Here is a 22884-nt window from a genome sequence, read left to right as displayed (position 1 = left end):
ATGATGTCGAGGTGGATCACGATGCGGATGCCCAGAGGACTTGACTGCGGGATCGGGCGGCTGTGCGCCACCATCGGGCTCGCCGCGTTGATCGGACTGACAATCCCGCGGGCGCATGCGGCAGGAGATTTGTCGCTCAGCAATCCAGATGGGGCGGCGGTGCGTGCGCTCGTGATCGGGATCGACGACTACCAGCACGTGCGCAAATTGAAGGGTGCGGTCGCTGACGCTACGGACATCGTGACCAGCCTTAAATCCATGGGGGTTGGCGACGTCGTCGAACTGACTAACGCGCAGGCCGACAGGGCAGGCGTCCTGCGCGAGATCAGTGCACTGGTGGAGCGGACCAAGAACAACGACCTCATCTTTCTGTCGATCGCCGGCCATGGCACCCAGGAGCCGGAGCGCGTCAAGGGCGCGGAGCCGGACGGGATGGAGAACGTGTTCCTGCTGCCAGGCTTTGAAACCACGCCAACCGGGTCCGTTGAGCGGGTTCTGGGCAGCGAGTTCAACCATTTCATACGGCAGTTCGAGCTGCGCGGAGCGAGGGTGATCTTCGTGGCTGACACCTGCCACGGTGGCGGTATGGTGCGCGACATCGATCCGCGTGCCGCTGAGATGAGCTTCCGGCAGGTCCCGCGCTACACGTTGCTGGTCGACGAACTGAAGCCGGTGTCGGACAGCAACGATCCGAAGTCTGAACTTGACCTTGACCACACGGCGTTTCTGGCCGCGGTGGACCGCTACACCAAAGCGCCGGAAGTCCGCATCCCTGGCATCGATGGCCTACGCGGGGCTCTCAGCTATGCGGTCGCGCGTGCGGTGGAAGGTAGCGCGGACATCAATCACGATGGGAAGGTGACGCTTAAGGAGCTTTTCAGCAACGTTCGGCAGGTGGTCTATCAGCTCTCGGACCAGCGCCAGAATATCGTGACTGTATCATCGCCAGCTCAGACGCCGGATACCGACGTCGCCTTCGGATTGACGCGCGGTGTCGTGCTGATTCAGGGGCCGGCCGCGAGAGCGGCCTCGGGTCAGGCCGGAGCCGGGGTGCCCGTCGATGGACAGGCGCCCGCACCGCCGGCTGTCACGGCCAAGGCTCCAACCATTCCGACCCTTGCGGGCGCGGCCAAGGAACTTCCGATCGCCGGCGCGCCGGGGCCTCTACGCCTCGTTGCACCAATCCGGCTGGCGGCGCTGGACGGCAAGACTAGCTATTTTGTAAGCGTGAAGCCAAAAGATGTTTCCGTGCAGGCTGTTCAACCGACGGACAATCCCGACCTGATATGGGATCCTGTGTCGCACGACGTGATCGCTTGGGGTGATGTGGTCGCCTACGGGATGGACGTTGCCAGCCTGCCGACGGTGATTGATAGGACTGCGGCAATTCGTGAACTCAAGCGCATTGCGACACGGTCGCCGCAGGTGATGCGTATTTGGCCAGACGATCGCCAACAACGTGCTGGCCAGACCATCGAAGTTGACCTATCTGATGTGGCATCAAGGGCGGTGCTGCTGTTCAATGTGTCCGGCGACGGCACCATCCAATTGTTGTATCCGGTGGGTGCTGATGCGGCGTTGGCCAGATCGGCGAGTTTGCGCCTACCGCTCAGGGTCGGCGAGCCGTTCGGTGCGGAACAGATCGTTGCGGTGACTTCGCAGCAACGCATGGTCGAGCTTGAGACAGCCCTAGTACAGTTCAACCGGCGTCGCGCCTCGGGGCAGGTGATCAAGAGTCTCGAGCGTTACTTGCCCGCGGACGCGCGAATCGCCTCGATCGGCTTCTTCAGTGCTCCCTGACTCTTAGGGGAGCACGCCATGCCGTCATCGCAGTCGATCCGCCGCCAGCGAGCATGGTTCGCATTCCTGCTGCTACAGGCGGGCAGCGGACCTGCGTCCGCAGCACCGTTGCCGACGGGGGCGTTGCATATCGGCACGACGTACGTACCTTGGCTTTGGCCCGCACAAGCGGTGCGCAGGCAGACCAATACCGCGAGTGTGTCCCTTCAGATCCTGCCGAGTCAGACCGTCAACGTCGGCGCCAAGGTCTCGTTCGGCGTCACCGCCAGGAGGCCTGGATATCTCATTCTGGTTGACGTCGACTCGGAAGGGCGGATGTCCCAGATCTTTCCGACCCCCGAGCTATTGGCGCAGTCGAACGAACGCGACATTAATCTCGTCAAGCCGGGTGTCGAATTTGTCGTCCCTGCTCCGGCGGCGCGGCAGCGTGGTTTTGAATATGTCGTCGCACCGCCGACGGGGTCCGCAGTGATGATCGCCATCCTGAGCGAGCTGCGCGTGCAATTGCTCGATTTGCCGGACATGCCTCGCAAGCTGGAAGGTCAGGCGGACGCGTTGAGCTATCTATCGGCCTGGACCAGTGAGCTGCGCGTGCCGGACAACAGCAGCGGAAAGCTTGTGACGAACAATTGGTCGTTCGACGTCAAATCCTATTCCATCAAGTGAGTCCTGTGAGGCTTGGGGCTATAGCTTGCTCAGTCGGCTGAAGAAGCCACCGCGGGCGATCATGTAATGAATGTCCTTTGGAAAGGGAAAAGCACTGCGAATGTTGGAAATCGCGTGCTGGAGGAATTCCCCGTCCAGCGGCGCAGGCTTATGCCGCGGTTGGTCCGCGACCTGCGGTATCATGAAGCGATCCACGAAAGCCGCGTCAAGATCGTTGACCCTGACCATCTGTCCAAATGCCGGGAACAGGTCGTAATGACCCAAGCTTACGTTGAGATTCTTGAGGGCAGGGCGCTGAGGCTGGGTTTGATTGCCATCGGCCGTCGCCAGCCCGCGCCCGATCAGGTCCAGCTTCACCTATTGCGGGAGAGTTGACGGACCATACACGATCTCGAGGGCGTGGCCGCTCTGCCCAGATAGCCACTGGTACCAAAAGGTCGCATCGTCGGGCCGCGCATTGGCACCGTAAAGGCAATCAAATCCCCAACAAGCCGTCAGCTTCCCCTGATACTTTCCGAGGCTCCCGACGAGATTGCGCATGCCGTTACCACCGCCGGAGTGGCATGCGATGATGAGCTTGCCGATCTGGAGCTGAGGAATGGACGTCGAGGAGATACCCAGGAACCTGGCCAGAGCTCCAAGGATCTCCTCGAGATAGCGTTCACCCCAGTTCGCGGTGGCCAGGTCGGACACGCTGTAGTTTCCGGCAAAGGTGTTGCCCACAGCATATTCGTAGCCCAGGAAGGGCGCGATGAGCACCACGTCCTTGCCGGAATCCCGGACCTGTTCGCGCAGCCGCGCTGGATCGTTGTGGAAAAGGAATTCATGGTTTTTGACGTAGAAGCCGTGAAGCCAGATCACGACATCGAACTTGGTGGCGGCTGTTGGGTGCTTTGGCGGAAGATAAACCGCCGTTGGTTTCATGCCGGGCGCCTGCCGCTTCGTGAAGAGCGTCACCCCAGGAAAGGCGTTGGCGTCCTTTTGCTCAAGCTCACACGCAACCACGCAGGTCGCTCCGATTCGGCCACATCAGGCTTGGGACTCTGACGTTAGCTCGGCCACTTGCCATGCTTGCGATCCTAAATCCACCGGGCCTGATGGCTCCGACGCGCCGTGACAACTCGGCGCCGTGCCAGCGCGCAGTTGTGTAGGAGCGGTGAGGCTAATGGCATACCTCGACATTGGCCTCGTTGCCTGGCCCGCCACCGCCGCGATATTCGAGATGGCAGCCGCGCTGGACCGGACGGCAGCTGCTGGCGTTGCATATGATCTGAGGACTGGCCGTCGCATGGCCCACCGCAGCGCCATAGCCGCCTGCGCTCGCCTGCGCCCGCTGACGCAATGGCCGATCCTGCCGCTGACTGTCATTGCTCTTGGCGGCATTGACGGGCCTGGCGCGCTGTTTCTCGCATTCATTGTCGTCGTTGAGGAACGAGCCCCTTGCACAGGAGATTCTGCTGCAGTGGTCGCCGGCAGCCTTGTAGCCATGATCACAGATCAGGGGACAGACGCGGGACGGCTTGAGCTTGATTGCGTCAAGCGCGTCGAGACTTGCGAGCTTGGCGTCAAATTTGGTTCCCGCGTGCTGGTTGAAGAGAGCCAAGGAGCGCTGGGAGGCTGCATTCCATTGGCCATCTACGCTACCGGTGAAGCAGCCGACGCGGTTCAATTCGCTTTGTACGGATTTGGTGATATCGGCTTTTGCGATATCGGTCTGGCGCGGCTCGGCGCTGAGTGCGGCAAGCTTTGGCGGCGTATTGTCGTCAGCCAGCGCAGCGACTGTAGGATTGTCCGCGAAGGCACTCCCAACAGCCGGCTTATTCCCGGAGAGAGCCGCAACGATTGTAGATTCGGACGCAATTCGTTTCCGTTCTGCCTCGGTGGCCTGCTCCTGCGCGGCCTGCTTCGCCTTCTCGGCGGCAATTCGGGCGTCTTCCGCAGCCTTCAGATCCGCGGCCGCCTTCTCTTGGTCGGCACGCTGGGCGCCCTGCGACATCAGCCGAGTTTTCTGCTGTTCCGCCTGCTGCGCCTTCGCTGTTGCCGCGACGCGTGCGTCCTCAGCATCGAGCTGATTAAGCTGCAGCTTGGCAAGATTTGCGTAGTATCCGTCCGGATGCTGGTTCAGGAACGCGTCCAGAGCGGGCTTGTTGCGTAGTTGCAAGGCCAATTCGTAATCACGACGAATTTCTGCCTGGGGGTTGGCTGCTTGCACCGGCTCATCAGCCTTGGCAGCGGGAACAAGTGCAACGTCTTCGCCGCCCAGCGAGCCGTAGACATAGGGCTCCTGTCGGTTGCCGGTGGCTTGCAAGACATCATCGCGGACGAAGCCGAAGGCCCTACGCAAGTCGAGCCCCGGCTTTGCGATGTACTTTACGAGAGCCGTCGCATACGGACTATTCTTGCTGTTGCCATCGAGGGCGGTTAGTCCGGCTTTCGCGGCAAACGCGATCAGCGTGTTGGAGACGGCGGGTTCGACCCTGGCCAGCCCGCGGCTGATTGATCGAGAGGCAACTGTACGCTTCATCGAATCGGCAAACGGATTGTTGCGGCACGCGTCGACGATCACCACGCGCAACTGTCTCGCAGGCTCGATTGCCAGCAGGACGCGGTCGAGTGAGAATGCTTCGTCATAAATATCAGTGTCACGTTCGAGTCTGGCGTCGGTCGGGATCAGATAGTTTGTCCCGTCGATCTCGATGCCGTGGCCAGCATAGTACACCAGGGCTATGTCCGCATTGCGCGCCTGATCGGCGAATTCTCTCAGGGCCCGCCGCATATCGGTCGCGGCGAGGTTGAGCCTTGAGTCAACCACATCGAAACCTGCGCCCTTCAAGGTTTCAGTGATGGCGGCAGCGTCGTTGGCCGGGTTTGGGAGCAGAGGGGCATTCTGATAGTTGGCATTGCCAACCACCAAAGCCACGCGCTTTGTCGCCCAGGCTGGCTGGGCTGCCAGTAACAGCGAAGCGGCAAGAAGAAGCAAAACTCGAAGGTGCCTGTATAACCTCATGGCGAACACCCAACCTATGCTCATCGAATGATAACGTCGCGAAGATGGCCGCGTAAGGCATGATTACTGAATTCACACGCCACTGGCCGCTGGCCTATCTCCGTACAGTACCAGTTTCGAGCCCGATCCATTCCTATGTGTTGTCTGGCACTGCGCTCGCGTTCAAACGGCACGGAAGAAATCGCGGGCCGGCGCTGTGTGCCGTTTCATGAGGATGATGGGCACCCGCCAGTATCGATGTCTCGCGCTGGCGAATTAAGCTTTTGAAATTATAGGATTATTGCACTTAAGGCGTGTTCGCGGCAGTGCAGCAGAGCCTCTGGCTTAGTTCAAACGAAGATTCCGCGGTCGGCAGATCGAGGGGACGTGAAGTCCAGGACGCCGGCTTGCGGGTCAATCTCTCGGTTACAGCTTGCGCGGAGGTCAGGAGCCCGTCAGTTCGGCTTTCCATGGTCCCCGGTGCTCGATCTTCAGGTTCCTGCCGGACGCTCGCCCCGGCAACTGCTCCTTCGCAACGAGGGAACCAGTCTCCGAGTCGCGAAGGCGGGCCTTGGTCGACCAGTCGATCGCGTCGGTGGCCGCTGCCGGAAGTCGTCAGTGCGCAAGTCGCCAGCCGACTTAATCAGAAAGCCCTGAATATAAGCCGCTCTATTTCGAACGATAGCGTACGGAGATACAATCGCAATTCCGAACTTTGGAGAAGTTGATGCCCATTCCGTTGAGGATTTACATCACGCCATTTGCCGATAGGGGGAGCGTTGAGCCCGGGCAATGGAGCAGCGAGACAGCCAAGAAGGCGCTCGACGTGGTCAATACGATCTGGTCAAAGGCCAAGATCGCGTTCGTGATCAGCGATTGCTTGATGGAGAAGCCGCTCGACATGGCAAAGAGCGCGCGCAGCAATGACCAGCGATTGCTGGGTGTTCTTGCCTCTCGGCACGATCCGGACAATGCCGTCCACATCTACCTCGTCAATTCGATTGAAAATCTGGCCGCCGGTGGAAGCTCATACCCCAATAGCCAACCGGAGCCGGCAAGCTTCGTCCAATGGTATGGCAATGACCACGCCAATGGACGCGCCTGGGCTCACGAGCTCGGCCATCTAATGAGCCTCGATCACGTCGAGATCGACTATTCCAATGAGAAGCAGGCGGCGCGGCGTGTCAAGAACCTCATGACGATAGGATTGAGCGTCGGTTCTGACCTGACGGGCCAGCAGATTGATGCAGCCAAGGGTTCAAAGCTGGTCAAGCGATTTGGTGGATAAGTCCGTGGCCGGCCGCAGAATTTGTCAGCTCCGTCGTTCTGCACGTTGCGCGCCTTCGTTCCTATTCGCGAGATCCTCGTCGCTCCAATCCAGGCGTTCGGCGCAAGAGTCCATGATTGCGATCACGCTGGTAACCACTTCTCCCGCTTTGGGAAAAGCCATCCGCAATTAATATGCAAATGACCCCAACGATGAGATCACCAACGACCATGTCAAGTGCTTCCGGGATATTGCAGCTGCGCTAGACGACGCTTACCGTTTCGCTCTATTTTTGATGGGCGATCAGGCAGACGCAGAACAAGCCGGCAAACGTACTATCCAGATGCACTGCCGATTTAACGTGGTTGGGTAGCGGCCCTCCAAGTCTAGGGCGATCGCGCAAAGTCGTCGTGCTGTACGAATTCCAGGGCCCGTCCTATCGCGACTCTCTTATATCGTAGCTGCTCCGATCGCGACAGTGATGTCGCGTATTGCACAAGCGCATACTCCTTCGGTGCCAGATCGAAATGGGAGCAAGGTCACAACCTTCGTTGCAGCTGTCGATTTGAACTTCTCTTTTCCTGCCTGCACTAAAACAAGGTGGTCCTGCGGCCGTCCGGACGATCACCGACGAGTTCCTATTTGTCGATTGCAGGTCGAAGAGAATGTTCCACAAAACCGGTCCGGGCAAGGTTGACGTCGATCTGGATTTTTCGGGAGTGGGGGTTTTGCACGCGCGGCTTTGGAATTTCGATTTCGATGACTTTGCCGGCTACCAGTTTCGGGGCTTGAAGACAGAGCACTTCGAATTTCTGAAGAACAAGGTGGTTCCCCTGGTGGAGCACGACGCTGGTCAGATCTGGATGACGGGATCCGCGAGCCGGATCGGTACGGCTGATTGGAATATGACGACATCAGCCAACCGCGTCATTACGGTCGCGCGGTCTCTGTCAGAGATGGGCATCCGCCCGGAGCAAATGCAGACGCACGCCATCGGCAATACGCAGACGGCAAATCACAGGCTGGACGAAGACAACGATAGATCAGTGGTCCTTTGGGTTCTGCCTAAGGTCTATTTCGAACCGATCATAAAGCCAGACTTGCCGCGACCCGTTCCGCCGAAGCCAAAGGTCAGTCGAAATTTCAAGATAGCCATGCTGCTTGAGGTCGACGGTTCGATCTCGTTTGCAGCGAGAGCGGCCATCAAGCGCATCGTCAAGGGCAGGGCCGGAGCCGGGATTGCGTTTGCCAGCGCGTTGTTCTCCATATGGGACACGGAAAACAATTTGAAGTGCACCTACGTCTATGCGGCGGTCGGCCTAGGCTTCGGCTTGACCCTTCCGAAGACCGGCGGCAGATCGGGTACTCTGCATGGCCCCTGGAATTCGTTTACGACCGAAAAGCCCATCTCCTGTTCGCAGTTCGGCAAGTCAATGCGCTTTACGACTATCGGGATAGGGGACTTAAGCAAGAACTGGATCTTGCTCGAAACGCCCAGAGGAGTGAAGGACGTCTACTTGAGCATCAGCACGGGCACGACCATCGGCGGCGGCGCGTCGACCTACCCAGCCCATTTGAGCGCTTTCGTCCCGCTGGAGCGACCGAAGCCGTTTGGCGGGCCTTGAGTGAATCGGCTCATCATAACCTTTAGCCGGCGTCGGCGAGGGGAGCTCCGGGTTGACCCGCCGTAGTGATCTCAATGGGTCAAAAAACGCCGAAAATGTCAGAATAGCCTTTGAAGACACTACAGTATTTCGAGACTTCCAAGCTGAATACGAGGGTTCGATTCCCTTCACCCGCTCCATCCCAACAATTGATGCATCTTGATTGACCGACTTTGACCGTCAAGTCGGTCCCGGTGACGGCTGGAGCTTGGAGCGGGCGGCCTTGCGATAACCGGGTGCGTTTCGGGTCGGCAGAGCGGCTCTATTCCTGTTTGCTGTCCTTCTCCTCGCGCTGCTTCCGGGCACGATCGACTGCGCCGCCCTGGGGCTGCCCGCTGACCTTCACGCCGGGGAGATGATCGACCTTGTTGTTGGCGGTATCTTCGGCACGCTGCAATTCACGATCGATGATGTCGCGTGATCCTTCGGCCGGGTCCTTGTCGAATGGGCTCTTGGTATCGGTGCTCATGATTGATCCTGCTCGTCGGCGCGCGTTGATTTGCCGAGGCAAGCTCGGCTCGGGCCCATCGTTCCTGTCGAGGCGGCAGCTTTTGTGCAGGCTCTTTACTCCCTGTGGTCGCGGATTTCGGGGGCGACCTGTCCGTAGTTCAGCAGGGCCACGAGGGTCGTTCCGCCCAGAATATTGCCGAGGAGTGTCGGTACGAAGAAGTCCGAGGCATATTGCGAGAGCGACGCCAGGCCGCTCTGCACCAGGAAGGCGCACTCGACCGAGCCCGCGATGATGTGCGCGAACTGGCCGAGCGCGACCACATAGGTCATCACGACGACGAGGTGCGGGCGCGATCCCTTCACGGCAGGCAGTAGCCACGCCATCAAGGCGATCAGCCAGCCGGCAAAGATCGCCCGGACAAGGGTCGTCGCGAACGTACCCTCGATGGTGTGGCGGCTGAGATCGACGAAGGCGCCCACGATGCGGGGTTCGAAGATGCTGGTGTGCGCGAGCACGGATCCAACGGCCCAGGTTCCTGCGATGTTGGAGGCGAGGACCAGGCCCCAAAGCTTGATCACGCTCCCAAGCGTGCCGAGATCCCTGTTGTGCAACAGCGGCAGCATCGGCGTCAGGGTGTTCTCGGTGAAGAGCTGCTGCCGTCCCAGCACCACGACCAGGAAACCGACCGTGTAGCCGAGCGGAGCCACCAGCCGTCGGGTGGCCTCGTCGGAAATCAGCGCGTGAAACTCGCCCTGGACAATCAGGGACAATCCCATCGAAAGGCCGGCGGCGAGGCCGGACAGCACGATGGCCCACCATCGCCGTTCCAGTTCCTGCTCACCCTCGGCGCGGATTGTCTCATGGATCAGCGCTGCGCTAGGCCGGCTCTGGGATTCGATCTGTTTCGTCTGGCGCCGCGAGACGCCGTCGAGCTTTGAGGCTGGATTGAAGGAGGCGCCGTCGCCAGGCTGGTCCACTCCGCGGTCTCCTGAAGGGCAGGTTCATCTCAATGCCGGGATCAAGGCTCGGAGCGGCAAGGGGTTCCTGGTAAGTGCTCGCACGCCGCAGCATTGTTGAGGCACAGCGGCGGCGCCGTGGTCGACCATCAGGAACCTTCGTGGAAAGCGGGTGTTTTCTACCGGGGCGGGTGGCGATCTGACAAGAGGCCAACCGTGCAAGACAATTTGCGTGTGCGCTCAACCGCGCAGATCGCGGGCCATCCGATTCATCCGATGCTGGTGCCGATACCGATCGCTTGTTTCATCGGAGCGCTGTTGACCGATATCGCCTATGTCGTCAGTGCCGAGATCATGTGGGCGGATTTTTCCGCCTGGCTTCTGGTCGTCGGCGTCATCTTCGGCGTACTGGCGGCGATCGCGGGCCTGACCGATTTTCTCGGCAACCGTCTGGTGCGGGCGCAACCGCCGGCCTGGCCGCATCTGATCGGCAACGCGGTGGCGTTGGTCCTGGCGATCGTCAATGCGTTGATCCATACGCGCGATGCCTGGACCTCGGTGTGGCCGACCGGGCTCATTCTTTCAGCCATCACCGTATTGATCCTGCCGGTCACCGGCTGGCTCGGCTGGGCGATGGTGTATCGCCACGGTGTAGGAGTTGCGCGATGAACTCCGCAATCGTTCGGGTGCTGTTGTGTGCCTCGCTGCTGTGTCTCGCCGGCTGCAATGACGGCAGTGGCGATCCGAAGGCGCAAACCGGCGCCAACCCGACGCTGCCCGACATCCAGCAATACCTGCTGCCGCCGATGCACATCGCCCGTATCGTCGGCTGGAAAAAGGACGAGACCCCGGCCGTCGCGCAGGGCTTGCAGGCCAAGGCCTTCGCGACCGGCTTGCAGCACCCCCGATTCCTCTACGTGCTGCCCAACGGCGACGTGCTGGTGGTGGAATCCAAGGCGCCGAAGGGCGCTCCGATCAAGCGGCCCAAGGAAATCGTGATGGGATACATCGAGTCCTGGGCGACATCAGGCGGCGACACCGGCGCGAGCAACCGCATCACGCTGCTGCGCGACAGCAACGGCGACGGCGTGCCGGACGTGCAGAGCGTCTTCCTCGACCATCTCAACTCGCCGTTCGGCGTCGCGCTGGTCGGCAACGATCTCTATGTCGCCAACACCGATGCGATCGTCAGATATCCCTACACGGAGGGTGATACGAAGATCACCGCGCCGGGCACGGTGCTGACGCCGCTGCCGGGCGGACCAATCGATCATCACTGGACCAAGAGCCTGGTCGCGAGCCCCGACGGTTCAAAGCTCTATGCCGGCGTCGGCTCCAACAGCAACATCACCGAGAACGGCATGGAGGCCGAGCACAATCGCGCCGCGATCCTCGAGATCGACCGTGCCAGCGGCCGCTGGCGCATCTTCGCGAGCGGCTTGCGCAACCAAAAGCCGCGGGGCAGCCGTCAGGCCGTGTGACCGGGATCGACGTGCTTCGGCGTTTTCTTGTCGCGTTGGGGTGTCATCTTGGCCGGATCCGGCGCACCCGGCACGCCGCGCGGCCCGAGCTGGTCTCGCTGAATGTCGTCTTCAGAGCGGGAGGGTTCAATGCCGTTCGGTTCACGGGGCTTGGTCATCGCAGCCTCCTGAAGTGTTCCGGCAGTCCATCATCGCCGAAAAGAAAGTCCTGACTGCGCGCGGCGCTCGGTCCGGGAATAGCTTTCGCCCCGCCGGTCCTTCGCGCCGCCTCAAGCGCGGTCCGGCGGGTGGCGCGGTCCGGCGAAAGCTTGACCGGGACGAGCCGTACCGCGGGATGCCCATGTCGCGTCAGGATCACCTCGTCGCCGGCCTCTGCGCGGCGGACAAGATCGGTCAATTGTCCTTTTGCGTCGGTAACGGAGACCCGCATCTCATTGTCCTTCCTCAGTTTTCATAAAATGGACCATGCAATGGTCCAATGTCAACCACCTCCCGCGCGCCGACGATGATCCTATCTCTATGCCATCAGCATCAGGAATGTGCCGCTGGCAATATTGGTGTCGCTCTTGATGTGGGGCCTCGTCTATCAGGGCTACAACGCGATCTTCCCGAGCTTTTACCCGGAGCTGTTTCCGACCCGCACCCGCGTCTCGGCGATGGCGATATCGCAGAACATCGGAACCACCATCACCGCATTGCTGCCCGCCCTGTTTGCGACCGTCGCGCCTCCCGGCTCGACCAACATTCCGTTGACGGTGGGGGCGATTGCCTTCGCTATCACGGTCATCGCCGCGCTGGCCGCCCTGACCGCGCGGGAAACCTATCGGATCAGGATCGACGATCTCGGCAATCCCAATGCCGTTCCAATGCTGCGGGCAGATTATGACCGTCAGCGCGCCGGCGATGCGGTGAGCGGGGCTGCCACGGTTCGGACCTGACGGGTATGGTAGAGGCAACTGCCGCCGCGATCGATGATGTTCGCGGCGGCAGGGCCTCACTGCATAGTCAGGCCGCCGATTCGAATTTGGTGCGCGCGAGCGCAATCAATATGAGGTTGCAAGATGAACCCCGTCGTCATTGCCGTCGCAATCACCGGCTCCGTTCCGCGCAAGAAGGACAATCCCGCGGTCCCGATTCTGCCGTCCGAGCAGATCGAGTCGACGCACCAGGCCTTTGAAGCCGGTGCCACGCTCGCCCATATCCATGTTCGCAACGATGACGAGACGCCGTCCTCCGATCCCGAGCGTTTCGCCCTGGTGCAGGCGGGGATCAAGAAGCACTGTCCGGACATGATCGTTCAGTTCTCGACCGGAGGGCGGGGCCGCGATCCCTCGGCGCGCGGATCGTCGCTCTACCTGAAGCCGGACATGGCCTCGCTGTCCACGGGATCGGTGAACTTTCCGACCATCGTCTACGAGAACAGCGCCGCGCTGGTCGAGACCCTCGCCACCGGGATGAAGGCGAATGGCATCCGGCCGGAAATCGAGATCTTCGATTTGTCGCATCTGCATGGCGCCCGCCGCCTGATCGAGGCGGGGCTGATCGACCAGCGTCCGCACGTGCAGTTCGTCATGGGCGTCAAGAACGCCATGCCCGCGGACGAGCATGTCCTCGACATCTTGCTGGGAGAGCTCAGGCGGCTGATCCCGGAGGCGACATGGACGGCAGCGGGGATCGGACGCCACCAGGCCGAGGTCATGGGCTGGGCGCTCGCGCGGGGCGCCGATGCGGTCCGCACCGGCCTCGAGGACAATATCAGGATCGACAAGGCGCGCCTCGCGGCCAGCAACGCCGAGCTCGTGGCCGTCGCCGGTGAGGCTGTCGCGCGTCACGGCCGGCGCGTGGCGACTGCGGCCGAGGCGCGATCCCTGCTCGGGCTCGCGGGGTAGGGCGCTCCTGCCGCCACCTGACATGCTCCCGGCCGCCTGCTGCCATTCGACGGCCGGCGTTTCCCTGCGCTAAGTCCGGGGGTAAGACAGGTGTCACAGGCGTGATCGGCGCCTGCCGGGCAGGCGACGATTGGAATGCGGTTCTTGAAATCTGACAGCAGGCTCATCGGGGTCCTGCTGGTGCTTGCGGTCTCCCAGCTTGTCGGGTGGGGTACGATAGGTCTTCCCGCCATCGTCGGACGCGATCTCGCGGCCGATCTCGGCATGAGCCTGCCGGCGGTGTTCGCCGGGACGTCCGTCCTCTATGTGTCGATGGGGCTATGCGCGCCCTGGCTCGCCAGGTCGTTTGCGCGGCACGGCGCACGAAAGGTCATGATCTCAGGCACGGTCCTCACCGTGCCGGGCTTCATCCTGCTGTCCCTCGCGCGCGAGCCGATGCTGTATTTCGCGGCCTGGATCGTCCTTGGCATCGCCGGCAGCGCCACGCTTTCGACCGGCGCCTATATCATGCTGAACGAGGTCGCCGGGCGGCAGGCCAAGAATGCCATCGGCGCGCTGATGCTGGTGACGGGCCTGTCGAGCAGCATCTTCTGGCCGACGACGTCGTTCCTCAGCGGTTTGCTCGGCTGGCGCGGGACGTGCCTCGTCTATGCAGCCATGATGGTCGTCATCAACCTTCCGCTCTATGCATTCTTTGCACCGCGCCGGAAAATCGTCGGTGATCGTGGCGGCGAGCCGGTGAAATCTTCGCCGCCGCCTGCGATTCCCAGGAGCACCTTCAGCCTCGTCGTTGCCGCGATCACGCTGAATGCCTTCGTCAATTTTGGCATCGGCGCCATCATGATCGAGTTGCTCCGGGCGGAGGGGCTTCCCCCGGCGCAGGCGCTTGCGTTTGGCTCGATGCTGGGCGTGATCCAGGTCAGCGCCCGCGGACTCGATTTTCTCGGCGGAGGGCGGTGGGATGGAATCACGACCGGGCTCGTCGCCGGCACGGCGCTGCCGATCGCCATGCTGCTGCTGATGACGAGCGAGGGCGCGACCTGGGCGGTTGCGGCCTTCATCCTGCTCTACGGCGCCGGCAGCGGCGCGATGGCGGTGGCGCGGGCAACGATCCCGCTCGTGTTCTACGATCAGACCGAGTTCGCCAAGGCGATGTCGATGATCGCGTTGCCGCTCAATCTCGCCTCCGCGGTCTCGCCGCCGCTCCTTGTCGGCCTGCTCACCCAGTTCGGCAGCCGCGGCGCGCTCGGTCTCACCTTCGTCTGCTCCTGCGCCACGGTGCTGATCCTGGTCCTGCTCGGCCGCCGCCGGCCGCAGGTGGCTGCAGCGGCTGCAACCTGAGAATATTCGCCATGCGGAAATTCACCGCGCGGTGACCTGCGCCGGGCGGGCTGGGGGATGGCCGTATGCCCACAGTGCAGTGCTCGGATCGCCAAAATAGTGTATCCGCAGGAAGCGCGGCCTGCGATCTCGCCGCCGCGCCAAGATCCAGTTCCCGGAGGAATTCGACATGTCGGCCCTGCCGCTCTCAGGCATCAAGATCCTTGACCTCACCCGCGTGCTTGCCGGGCCTCTGTCGGCCCAGATGCTGGGCGATTTGGGCGCGGAGGTTATCAAGATCGAGCGGCCGGGCACCGGTGACGACGCGCGCGCCTTCGGCCCGCCTTACCTGACTGACCCCGAGGGCAAGGCCAACAACAACAATTCATTCTACCTCTGCGCCAACCGCAACAAGAAGTCGGTCACGGTCAACATCGCCAAGCCCGAGGGGCAGGCGATTATCCGCGAGCTCGCCAAGGATGTCGACGTCTTCATGGAGAACTACAAGGTCGGCGATCTCAAGCGCTACGGCCTCGACTACGAGACCATCAAGGCGATCAATCCCGGCATTATCTACTGCTCGGTGACCGGCTTCGGCCAGACCGGCCCCTATGCGCCGCGCGCCGGCTACGACGCCATCCTGCAGGCGATGGGCGGCCTGATGAGCGTCACCGGCCATATCGACGGCGAGCCCGGCGAGGGCCCGATGAAGGTCGGCCCGTCGATCGTCGACTACATGACCGGCATGAACACCTCGATCGGGATTCTCTCGGCGCTCTATCATCGCGACGCCAATGATGGCGTGGGGCAGCATATCGACGTCTGCCTGTTCGACACCGTCATCGCGTCGTTGTCGCACTGGCTGCAGATCTACCTCGTCAACGGCAAGACGCCGCCGCGCCGCGGCACCTGGGGCAATGGCGGCATGCCGGCCGGCGTGTTCCGCTGCACCGACGGCGAGCTGATGCTGGTGGTCGGCAATGACGGCCAGTTCCAGCGCACCTGCGCCGTGCTCGGCGCGCCCGAACTCGCGAGCGACAAGCGTTTCGTCAGGAACAACGACCGCGTCGTGCACGGCAAGGAGATCATGGCGATCTTCGCCGGCCTGTTCCTGAAGCAGCCGGTGGCCTATTGGCTGGACAGATTGGAGGAGGCCGGCGTGCCCTCCGGCCCGATCAACAATTTCGAGCAGGTGTTTTCCGATCCGCACGTCCAGTCGCGCGGCATGCGGGTGAAGGTCGATCATCCCTTCCAGCCCGATCTCTCGCTGATCCGCAACGCGCTGACGCTCTCGGAAACCCCGATCAAGGATTACCGCGCCCCGCCGCTGCTCGGTGAGCACACCCAGGAGGTGCTCGCCGGCAAGCTCGGCTACGATGCCGGCAAGATCGAGGCGCTGAAGCAGCAGGGGATTATCTAGCTTCGGCGAAGCGGCGCGCGCGGTTTGGCCTGATCGCCACTGGATAAAAAGGGACGTCAACATGACGCTCCTGCGGCCTTGCGCGAACCTTGCGGGCAATCCCCAGATAATTCCGGTCCGTACTCACACAGGCTTCCGCTCCGCGCGCGACTCAGATTCGATCGGTCCACTCAGTCCGGGAGGGAACGCATGTCCTACACGATCGGGTTTCAGGCCAAGAACCAGAAGGCAATTCTGGCGACCGAGGCGGCAACGGCCAACCAGGCCGTCGCGATCATTGCCGCGTTGCGGCAAAGCGCCGACGAAATAAAGTTCATCCGCTCGCCGCAGGAAGGCGACATGGGCATCGAGATGCTGCTGCTGCTCGCCAAGGAAGAGGCCGAGGAGATGCCGCAGCACGCCTAGGCGGCTCGGCGACCAAACTTCGATCAGAAGCGAAGCATGACGGCTGCAACATGCTGTAGCAAGCCGTCATCTCGCTTGGACCGAAGGTGGCCGCCCATGAATCTCGAAATGAAACGCGAAGCGCTCCGCGTCGAACCGATCTCGACTTTCCTCGATCGTCGGCAGGCGCCGGTCTCGCCGGTCACGCGCGCCGGCAACATGATCTTCGTCGCCGGCCTGCCGCCATTCGACCCCGAGACGGGCGAGATCGCGGACGTGCCGATCGAACGGCAGAGCGAGCTGATCATGGAGCAGATAAAGCTGTGCCTTGAGACGGCGGGCGCGAGCCTCGACAACGTCATGAAGTGCAACGTCTACTGCACCTCGACCAAGCACTTCGCCGCGTTCAACAACGTCTATGCGCGCTATTTCCCGCACGATCCGCCGGCGCGGATCTTCGTCTGTACGCCGGAATGGTTCGGCCCCTTCGACGTCGAGATCGACTGCATCGCGATGATGTGAAGGTTAGCGCGCCGCCATTTTTGACGGCGCCTTCGCCTCCGTCCGTCCCGCCGTCAGCGCCATCGTCGCCACGCTGACGACGCGCGCGACCACGTCCTCGACATCGTCGAGGTCGCATTTGCCCTCCGACAGTTTCGTCAGCCGCTCGCTCTCGCGGATGGTGTGGTGCGCCATGGCGAGCGCGAAGTTCAGGCCCCAGTAAATATCGACGTCGCTGCGGTCGGGCAGGGACCTTCGCATCGCGCCGGCGAATTTGCGCAAATGGTCGATCTCGCGATTCTTGATGCGGCGGATCGGCGGCACGGATTCGATCGAAGCGCGGATCATGAAGCGCGCCGCGCTCGAGCGCTGGTTCTCGGGACCGAGGCAGCCGCGCAGCGTCGGGCCGACCAAGGCATGCAGGATTACCTCGATCGGCGCGCGGCCGCCGCCTTGTTCTTCCGCCGCCTTCAATTCGCGCAGACGCTCGCGATTGGTGGCGATCGAGCGTGTCACGAACAGCTCCGCGATCAACTCGTCCTTCGAGCCGAAATGATAGTTCACCGCCGCGAGGTTGACATTGGCCTCAGCGACGATGTCGCGCAACGTCACGTCGCCGAACCCGCGATCGGCATAGAGCCGTTCGGCGGCGGCGAGAATGGCAGTCCGGGTATGATCGCTGGCCATGGGAGCCCCTCGGGGAGGGAGTTGCAATTCAAACGGTTGTATGAAACTATCGTTTGAAGGCCGGGAAAGTCAATCCGCAATCGGGACTCGTTCGCAAACGCGCGAATGGGTTCCGGAGCATCCGCAAGCCGCGCATTCGCACTTGCGGGTCGCACAATGCGGGTGGACAGTCCGGCGCAAAACAAGTTCGCCAAACGAGTTGGCAAAGACGAGGAGCGTCCCATGGATTTCGATCTGTCGCCGAAGCAGAAGGAATGGCTCGACCGCGTGCAGTCCTTCATGGCCAAGCACGTGCGCCCGGCGGTGCCGGTCTATGATGAGCAGGATCGCAGCGGCGAACGCTGGAAGGTGATCCCGGTGCTCGAGGATCTCAAGAAGAAGGCGAAAGCCGAAGGCCTCTGGAACATGTTCATGCCGCCCAACGAGCATGAGGACGACGAATTCCGCGGCGCGGGACTGACCAATCTCGAATACGCGCTGCTCTCCGAGCAGATGGGCCACATCTCCTGGGCTTCGGAAGTCTTCAATTGTTCCGCGCCCGACACCGGCAACATGGAAGTATTCATGCGCTACGGCTCCAAGGAGCAGAAGCGCAAATGGCTGCGTCCGCTGATGGACGGCGAAATCCGCTCCGCCTTCCTGATGACGGAGCCGGCCGTGGCCTCGTCTGACGCCACCAACATCGAGACCAGCATTGTGCGCGACGGCGACCACTACGTCATCAACGGCCGCAAATGGTGGTCGTCCGGCGTCGGCGATCCCCGCTGCAAGATCGCGATCCTGATGGGCAAGACCGACTTCAAGGCGGCCAAGCACCAGCAGCAGTCGCAGATCCTGGTTCCGCTCGACACCCCCGGCATCAAGGTCGAGAAGATGCTGCCCGTGTTCGGCTTCGACGACGCGCCGCACGGCCACGCCCAGGTGCTGCTCGAGAACGTGCGGGTGCCGAAGGAGAACATCCTGCTCGGCGAAGGCCGCGGCTTCGAGATCGCGCAGGGCCGCCTCGGTCCCGGCCGTATCCATCACTGCATGCGCACCATCGGCAAGGCCGAGGAGGCGCTGGAGAAAATGGTGAAGCGGCTTACCTCGCGCACTGCCTTCGGCAAGCGGATCGTCGAGCATTCGGTGTGGGAGCAGCGCATCGGCGAGGCCCGCACCAACATCGAGATGACGCGGTTGTTGTGCCTCAAGGCCGCCGACATGATGGACAAGGTCGGCAACAAGACCGCGCAGGCCGAGATCGCCATGATCAAGGTCGCAGCCCCCAACATGGCGCTGAAGATCATCGACGAGGCGATCCAGGCCTTCGGCGGTGCAGGCGTCTCGGACGAAGCCGGCCTCGCCAAGGACTACGCCCACATCCGCACGCTCCGTCTCGCCGACGGCCCGGACGAGGTGCACAATCGCGCCATTGCCAGGCTCGAGGTTCGGAAGTATGCAAACTCTTCCAGTCATTAAGCGGGAGAGCACGCTGGCGCTCCCGATTTGAAGAAACGACAGGGCATGATCCGTGATCGGATGACCGCTTGACGCAAGTGCGCTGGGGGTTACCGATTAGGATCATGTTCGGACTGAAGAGGGAGCGTCATCGTGGCTGACGGCGTCAGGAAAGACGAAGAGTTCTCGGGCACCAAACCGGTCGAGGAGCGTCATCGCATCGACGAGATGCGGCTCGAAGCCTGGCTGCGCGAGAACGTCGAGGGTTATGAGGGACCGCTGGTCGTGCTCCAGTTCAAGGGCGGCCAGTCCAACCCGACCTATCGGCTCGACACGCCGAACCGCTCCTATGTGATGCGCCGAAAACCGTTCGGCAAATTGTTGCCGTCGGCGCACGCGGTCGATCGCGAATATCGCGTGATCGCGGCGCTGGGAAAGCAGGGCTTTCCGGTCGCGAAGGCCTATGCGCTGTGCCAGGACGACAGCATCATCGGTTCGGCCTTCTACATCATGTCGATGGAAGACGGCCGGGTGTTCTGGGATCCGACGCTGCCGAGCCAGACGCGGGATGATCGTCGAAAGATCTTCACCAGCAAGATCGAGACGCTGGCAAAACTCCACATGTTCGATCCCGTCGCGATCGGTCTTGGCGACTTCGGCAAACCCGGCAACTACTTTGCCCGGCAGATCGACCGCTGGACCAAGCAGTACCGCGCGTCCGAGACCCAGACCATTCCGGAGTTCGAGAAGGTCGCCGAATGGTTGCCGAAGACCGTGCCGGAGCAGGCGCGCGTCTCGATCGTCCACGGCGACTATCGCCTCGACAACATGATTTTCCACGCGACGGAACCACGCGTGCAGGCCGTGCTCGATTGGGAATTGTCGACGCTCGGCGATCCCATGGCCGACTTCACCTATCTGCTGATGCAGTGGGTCATGCCCGGCCTGGACGGCGCCGACCTCAAGGCGCTCAACATCCCGAGCGTGGAGGAGGCCGCGCAGATCTATTGCAACGTCACCAAGATGACGGTGCCTGACCTCAACTGGTATTTCGCCTACAACCTGTTCCGTCTCGCCGGCATCACGCAAGGCATCGCCGGCCGGGTCCGCGACGGCACCGCGGCGAATGCCAAGGCGCTGGAGTCAGCCAAGCGCACCGTTCCGCTGTCGAAGGCGTCTTGGGAGTACGCGCAGAAGGCGGGCGCGGTTTAAGGAATCCGAAGGCGCGGCTGACGGCCGCGCCTTTGCTTGCGTTCCTCTCGTGTCTGGACACGGGACAGAATGACGAGAGAGATGCCCGCATGATTGATCACACCACCCTCATCACCTACATCCTCATCGTCCTCGGCTTCGTCTTCATTCCCGGACCGGCGACACTCCTCACCATGGCGCGCGCCGCGAGCTCGGGAACCAGGGTCGGCATCGCGACGGGCGCGGGAATTGCGGCTGGTGACGTGGTCCACACCACCATGGCGATCGTCGGCCTCTCTGCGATCATCGCGACTTCGGCACTCCTGTTCAGCGTCGTCAAATACGCGGGCGCGGGCTTTCTGATCTATCTCGGCATTCGCGCCATGCTCGACAAGACGCCGATCGAGGTGAATGGCGGTGCGCCCGCGATCAGCGCAGCGCGGGCATTCCGGCAGGCCGTGCTGACCGAGGTGCTGAATCCGAAGACCGCGCTGTTCTTCCTCGCGTTCCTGCCGCAGTTCGTCCGGCCCGAGCATGGTTCGACGACGCTGCAGCTCGCGCTGCTCGGTGCTGTGTTCGTGTTGCTCGGCCTCCTTAGCACGGTGGTGTTCGCCGTCGGCGCCGGCCGTCTCGGCAATTTGCTACGCCGCCATCCAGCCGTCGTGAAATGGCAGGGCAAGGTGGTCGGGACCATCTACTGCGCCGTCGGCGTGCGGCTGGCTTTGCAGGAGCGATGAGGCGCACCGCTCATTCGTAGCCCGGATGAGCGCAGCGATATCCGGGACAGCGGCCCCGCATGTCGCCGCTATGCTCATGCGGACTACGGGTGTCTCCAGACGCTCGTCATTGCGAGCGAAGCGAAGCAATCCAGAATCTTCGCACGGTGGCAGTCTGGATTGCTTCGTCGCAAGAGCTCCTCGCAATGACGCGGAAACACCTTACCCCTTCACGCAATGCGCGATCAGCTTCTCCACGAAGCCTGCGCATTTCTCCAGCTCCGCCATCTCCACGAACTCGTCCGGCGTATGCGCCTGCGCGATCGACCCGGGCCCGATCACCACTGACGGGATATCGGTCATGCTGGCGAACAGGCTCGCCTCGGTGCCGAAGGCGACCTTGGCGTGGTCGTTGCGCCCCGCGAGGCTCTTGGCCAGCGTGACGATGGTGGCGTCGGCGGCGGTGTCGAGGGCGGGATAATCGAGGATCTCTTCGAAGTCGATGCCGCACTCCGGGTGTCGCGCCCTCATCGCCGGCTCGATCTCGGTCTTGGCCCAGGCGACGATCGCATCCGTCACCTCCCTGGATTCGGTTATGCCGATGCCGCGGCATTCGAAATCCACCGTGCAGGTATCGGGCACGATGTTGAGCGCGGCGCCGCCATGCACGATGCTGGTGAGCAGCGTCGAGTGAGGGACATCGTAGAGGCTGTTCGTTGCTTTCGTGCTTGCGAGTTGCAACGCGCGGCGGCGGATTTCGACGATCAGCTCGGCGGCGTATTCGATCGCGTTGACGCCCTCGGGTGCGATCGAGGAGTGGCGGGCGAGGCCCTGGAACGTGGCGCGCACGCCGTGCTTGCCCTTGTGGCCGATGATGACCTTCATCTCGGTCGGCTCGCCGATGAAGGCGCCGAGCGGCTTGATCCGTTTCTTCGCGAGCTCGCGCAGCATCGGCCGCACGCCGACGCAACCGATCTCCTCGTCATAGGAGATGGCGAGATGAATCGGCGTTGTCAGCTTCGCCTCCAGCATCTCCGGCACCATGGCAAGGCACACCGCGACGAATCCCTTCATGTCGGTGGTGCCGCGGCCGTAAAGCTTGCCGTCGCGCTCGATCAGCTTGAAGGGATCGTGGCTCCAGTCCTGGCCGACCACAGGCACCACGTCGGTATGTCCCGACAGCACCAGGCCGGGGCGGTCCTCGGGTCCAATGGTGACCCATAGCGCGGCTTTCTGTCCGGTCTCGTCGACGATGCGCTCACTCTTGACGCCGTGTGCGGCGAGATAGCTCTCGATATGCGCGATCAGGGGCAGGTTGGAGCGATCGCTGATCGTGTCGAAGCCGACGAGGTCGGCGAGCAGCTTGCGAATACGGTCGGGTCTTGAGCTTGGCATTGTCACGTTCTTGTCAGGGGGATGGAAGCTGAAGTGCTTGCACGAACCATACCAACGTCGGCTGTGGTAGAGCAAATCAACACAGACCGGTAGCCCGGGTGAGCGAAGCGATACCCGGGACAGCTCGTGGTCGGAATCCCGGATGTCGCTTCGCTCATCCGGGCTACAAGCCCTTGCATTGGCCGACGGGCAAAACACGCGAGCGGCAGGTCAACGCCCGCCGCTGAAAATATTCCACTTTACCGAAATTCGGAAACGGCGTATGTGTCGCCGTAACCCGGCCCAAGGAAGAGGGGCGTATCGCGATCGTCACGAACGCGGGCCGGACAGCGGCGGACGCTGGGCCACACCGGCGCGAATGGTTTCGCAGGGCGGGCAACCGTGAGCGAAGGCGTCGCGCACACGACCGGTGCTGACAGCGTACGGCAAAACCGTGTCGTCCTGACGCCCGGGGTCTGTGCGTCAAGTCTTGTGGTGATGTGGCGGCCCGACCGGGTTCGCGCATCAGCCATCCATGAGGCGACGGGGGCAATAGTGCATCGCTCCCCGGGGAGAGCACGGCATAAGCCGTAAAACCGCTGCGCAGCGAAGGCCGGACGTTTTGGCTTCACCTGTATGCCGCTGTGCAGATTTTTTACTGCAACTTCGCACAGTGGACCGCGGGTGCCAGCCG

The 22884-nt window shown here is 62.2% G+C and carries 22 protein-coding genes and 2 pseudogenes; 15 read left to right on the top strand and 9 right to left on the bottom strand.

Going from position 1 to position 22884, the window contains the following annotated elements; genetic code table 11:
* Window positions 1–21: 21 nt before the first annotated feature.
* Both IVB19_RS22430 and IVB19_RS22425 read left to right on the top strand, forming a co-directional pair.
* The gene (locus IVB19_RS22430; RefSeq protein ID WP_247362325.1) at window positions 22–1800 is read left to right on the top strand and encodes a caspase family protein; all 1779 of its coding nucleotides are present in this window, start codon (window positions 22–24) and stop codon (window positions 1798–1800) included.
* 18 nt (window positions 1801–1818) lie between these two features.
* Window positions 1819–2466 (top strand): DUF4384 domain-containing protein, encoded by a 648-nt coding sequence (locus tag IVB19_RS22425; protein ID WP_247362327.1) that lies wholly within the window; start codon window positions 1819–1821, stop codon window positions 2464–2466.
* Window positions 2467–2484: 18 nt separating this feature from the next.
* On the opposite strand, the gene IVB19_RS22420 is transcribed toward IVB19_RS22425, so the two are convergent.
* The 3 genes from IVB19_RS22420 to IVB19_RS22410 all read right to left on the bottom strand — a co-directional run bounded on the left by IVB19_RS22420 (window position 2485) and on the right by IVB19_RS22410 (window position 5473).
* Window positions 2485–2823 (bottom strand): hypothetical protein, encoded by a 339-nt coding sequence (locus IVB19_RS22420; RefSeq protein ID WP_247819876.1) that lies wholly within the window; start codon window positions 2821–2823, stop codon window positions 2485–2487.
* On the bottom strand, window positions 2824–3471 hold the full coding sequence (locus IVB19_RS22415) for an alpha/beta hydrolase family protein (protein ID WP_247819875.1): 648 nt from the start codon (window positions 3469–3471) through the stop codon (window positions 2824–2826).
* A 157-nt stretch (window positions 3472–3628) separates the two neighbouring features.
* The gene (locus tag IVB19_RS22410; protein WP_247362339.1) at window positions 3629–5473 is read right to left on the bottom strand and encodes a caspase family protein; all 1845 of its coding nucleotides are present in this window, start codon (window positions 5471–5473) and stop codon (window positions 3629–3631) included.
* Window positions 5474–6167: 694 nt separating this feature from the next.
* Between IVB19_RS22410 and IVB19_RS22405 the strand changes: the two genes are divergently transcribed.
* Window positions 6168–6740, top strand: coding sequence for a hypothetical protein (locus IVB19_RS22405; protein ID WP_018457615.1), 573 nt, complete (start codon window positions 6168–6170; stop codon window positions 6738–6740).
* A 644-nt stretch (window positions 6741–7384) separates the two neighbouring features.
* Window positions 7385–8344 (top strand): OmpA family protein, encoded by a 960-nt coding sequence (locus tag IVB19_RS22400; RefSeq protein WP_018457614.1) that lies wholly within the window; start codon window positions 7385–7387, stop codon window positions 8342–8344.
* Window positions 8345–8645: 301 nt separating this feature from the next.
* Here the strand turns inward: IVB19_RS22400 and IVB19_RS22395 are convergent, their stop codons facing one another.
* Window positions 8646–8852 carry a hypothetical protein gene (locus tag IVB19_RS22395; protein ID WP_018457613.1) on the bottom strand — a complete coding sequence of 69 codons (207 nt, stop codon included), beginning with the start codon at window positions 8850–8852 and terminating at the stop codon, window positions 8646–8648.
* A 95-nt stretch (window positions 8853–8947) separates the two neighbouring features.
* Window positions 8948–9811, bottom strand: coding sequence for a formate/nitrite transporter family protein (locus tag IVB19_RS22390; protein ID WP_204511540.1), 864 nt, complete (start codon window positions 9809–9811; stop codon window positions 8948–8950).
* A gap of 195 nt (window positions 9812–10006) precedes the next feature.
* Between IVB19_RS22390 and IVB19_RS22385 the strand changes: the two genes are divergently transcribed.
* Window positions 10007–10459, top strand: coding sequence for a DUF2231 domain-containing protein (locus tag IVB19_RS22385; protein ID WP_085357988.1), 453 nt, complete (start codon window positions 10007–10009; stop codon window positions 10457–10459).
* Window positions 10456–11238: pseudogene (locus IVB19_RS22380) on the top strand (PQQ-dependent sugar dehydrogenase); the annotation flags it as partial. The gene IVB19_RS22385 and the pseudogene IVB19_RS22380, both read left to right, overlap by 4 nt.
* A 20-nt stretch (window positions 11239–11258) precedes the next feature.
* Here the strand turns inward: IVB19_RS22380 and IVB19_RS22375 are convergent.
* Complete coding sequence (locus tag IVB19_RS22375; protein WP_166520788.1) at window positions 11259–11429, bottom strand: hypothetical protein; 171 nt, start codon at window positions 11427–11429, stop codon at window positions 11259–11261.
* The gene (locus IVB19_RS22370; RefSeq protein WP_247819874.1) at window positions 11426–11701 is read right to left on the bottom strand and encodes a type II toxin-antitoxin system Phd/YefM family antitoxin; all 276 of its coding nucleotides are present in this window, start codon (window positions 11699–11701) and stop codon (window positions 11426–11428) included. The genes IVB19_RS22375 and IVB19_RS22370 overlap by 4 nt, the downstream gene beginning before the upstream one ends.
* An 82-nt stretch (window positions 11702–11783) precedes the next feature.
* On the opposite strand from IVB19_RS22370, the pseudogene IVB19_RS22365 reads away from it, so the two are divergent.
* The 6 genes and pseudogenes from IVB19_RS22365 to IVB19_RS22340 all read left to right on the top strand — a co-directional run.
* A pseudogene (locus IVB19_RS22365) lies at window positions 11784–12209 on the top strand (MFS transporter); the annotation flags it as partial.
* A gap of 123 nt (window positions 12210–12332) precedes the next feature.
* Window positions 12333–13160, top strand: a complete 828-nt coding sequence (locus IVB19_RS22360; protein ID WP_247362349.1) for a 3-oxoadipate:acetyl-CoA acetyltransferase — start codon at window positions 12333–12335, stop codon at window positions 13158–13160.
* Between the two features lie 135 nt (window positions 13161–13295).
* Window positions 13296–14501: an MFS transporter gene (locus IVB19_RS22355; RefSeq protein WP_247377499.1), complete on the top strand. Its 1206-nt coding sequence runs from the start codon at window positions 13296–13298 to the stop codon at window positions 14499–14501.
* A 169-nt stretch (window positions 14502–14670) separates the two neighbouring features.
* Window positions 14671–15900, top strand: coding sequence for a CaiB/BaiF CoA transferase family protein (locus IVB19_RS22350; protein ID WP_247362353.1), 1230 nt, complete (start codon window positions 14671–14673; stop codon window positions 15898–15900).
* Between the two features lie 189 nt (window positions 15901–16089).
* Complete coding sequence (locus IVB19_RS22345; protein ID WP_018457601.1) at window positions 16090–16305, top strand: hypothetical protein; 216 nt, start codon at window positions 16090–16092, stop codon at window positions 16303–16305.
* 108 nt (window positions 16306–16413) lie between these two features.
* The gene (locus IVB19_RS22340; RefSeq protein WP_247371962.1) at window positions 16414–16806 is read left to right on the top strand and encodes a RidA family protein; all 393 of its coding nucleotides are present in this window, start codon (window positions 16414–16416) and stop codon (window positions 16804–16806) included.
* Between the two features lie 3 nt (window positions 16807–16809).
* Here IVB19_RS22340 and IVB19_RS22335 read toward each other — a convergent pair whose 3' ends face one another.
* Window positions 16810–17472 (bottom strand): TetR/AcrR family transcriptional regulator, encoded by a 663-nt coding sequence (locus IVB19_RS22335; protein ID WP_247362355.1) that lies wholly within the window; start codon window positions 17470–17472, stop codon window positions 16810–16812.
* A gap of 222 nt (window positions 17473–17694) precedes the next feature.
* Here IVB19_RS22335 and IVB19_RS22330 point away from each other — a divergent pair, with 222 nt between their 5' ends.
* From IVB19_RS22330 to IVB19_RS22320, 3 genes are all read left to right on the top strand, one after another.
* On the top strand, window positions 17695–18930 hold the full coding sequence (locus tag IVB19_RS22330; protein ID WP_007611657.1) for an acyl-CoA dehydrogenase family protein: 1236 nt from the start codon (window positions 17695–17697) through the stop codon (window positions 18928–18930).
* Window positions 18931–19062: 132 nt separating this feature from the next.
* Window positions 19063–20121 carry a phosphotransferase family protein gene (locus IVB19_RS22325; RefSeq protein ID WP_085351268.1) on the top strand — a complete coding sequence of 353 codons (1059 nt, stop codon included), beginning with the start codon at window positions 19063–19065 and terminating at the stop codon, window positions 20119–20121.
* Window positions 20122–20210: 89 nt separating this feature from the next.
* A complete protein-coding gene (locus IVB19_RS22320) occupies window positions 20211–20837 on the top strand; it encodes a LysE family translocator (RefSeq protein WP_247362356.1) in 627 nt (208 codons plus the stop codon).
* Window positions 20838–21038: 201 nt separating this feature from the next.
* Here IVB19_RS22320 and argE read toward each other — a convergent pair whose 3' ends face one another.
* Window positions 21039–22211: an acetylornithine deacetylase gene (argE, locus tag IVB19_RS22315; protein WP_247362358.1), complete on the bottom strand. Its 1173-nt coding sequence runs from the start codon at window positions 22209–22211 to the stop codon at window positions 21039–21041.
* Window positions 22212–22884 lie beyond the last annotated feature (673 nt).

Source organism: Bradyrhizobium sp. 187, from assembly GCF_023101005.1.
Taxonomy (GTDB): Bacteria; Pseudomonadota; Alphaproteobacteria; order Rhizobiales; family Xanthobacteraceae; genus Bradyrhizobium; species Bradyrhizobium canariense_D.
This window is presented reverse-complemented; position numbering and strand designations above follow the sequence as displayed.

Bases quoted from the DNA above. Each gene is read 5' to 3' on its own strand.
- IVB19_RS22370 (WP_247819874.1), bottom strand. From the start codon at position 11,701: ATGCGGGTCTCCGTTACCGACGCAAAAGGACAATTGACCGATCTTGTC.
- IVB19_RS22430 (WP_247362325.1), top strand. From the start codon at position 22: ATGCGGATGCCCAGAGGACTTGACTGCGGGATCGGGCGGCTGTGCGCC.
- IVB19_RS22360 (WP_247362349.1), top strand. From the start codon at position 12,333: ATGAACCCCGTCGTCATTGCCGTCGCAATCACCGGCTCCGTTCCGCGC.
- argE (WP_247362358.1), bottom strand. From the start codon at position 22,211: ATGCCAAGCTCAAGACCCGACCGTATTCGCAAGCTGCTCGCCGACCTC.
- IVB19_RS22425 (WP_247362327.1), top strand. From the start codon at position 1,819: ATGCCGTCATCGCAGTCGATCCGCCGCCAGCGAGCATGGTTCGCATTC.
- IVB19_RS22375 (WP_166520788.1), bottom strand. From the start codon at position 11,429: ATGACCAAGCCCCGTGAACCGAACGGCATTGAACCCTCCCGCTCTGAA.
- IVB19_RS22320 (WP_247362356.1), top strand. From the start codon at position 20,211: ATGATTGATCACACCACCCTCATCACCTACATCCTCATCGTCCTCGGC.
- IVB19_RS22330 (WP_007611657.1), top strand. From the start codon at position 17,695: ATGGATTTCGATCTGTCGCCGAAGCAGAAGGAATGGCTCGACCGCGTG.
- IVB19_RS22410 (WP_247362339.1), bottom strand. From the start codon at position 5,473: ATGAGGTTATACAGGCACCTTCGAGTTTTGCTTCTTCTTGCCGCTTCG.
- IVB19_RS22355 (WP_247377499.1), top strand. From the start codon at position 13,296: ATGCGGTTCTTGAAATCTGACAGCAGGCTCATCGGGGTCCTGCTGGTG.
- IVB19_RS22335 (WP_247362355.1), bottom strand. From the start codon at position 17,472: ATGGCCAGCGATCATACCCGGACTGCCATTCTCGCCGCCGCCGAACGG.
- IVB19_RS22395 (WP_018457613.1), bottom strand. From the start codon at position 8,852: ATGAGCACCGATACCAAGAGCCCATTCGACAAGGACCCGGCCGAAGGA.
- IVB19_RS22345 (WP_018457601.1), top strand. From the start codon at position 16,090: ATGTCCTACACGATCGGGTTTCAGGCCAAGAACCAGAAGGCAATTCTG.
- IVB19_RS22350 (WP_247362353.1), top strand. From the start codon at position 14,671: ATGTCGGCCCTGCCGCTCTCAGGCATCAAGATCCTTGACCTCACCCGC.
- IVB19_RS22400 (WP_018457614.1), top strand. From the start codon at position 7,385: ATGTTCCACAAAACCGGTCCGGGCAAGGTTGACGTCGATCTGGATTTT.
- IVB19_RS22340 (WP_247371962.1), top strand. From the start codon at position 16,414: ATGAAACGCGAAGCGCTCCGCGTCGAACCGATCTCGACTTTCCTCGAT.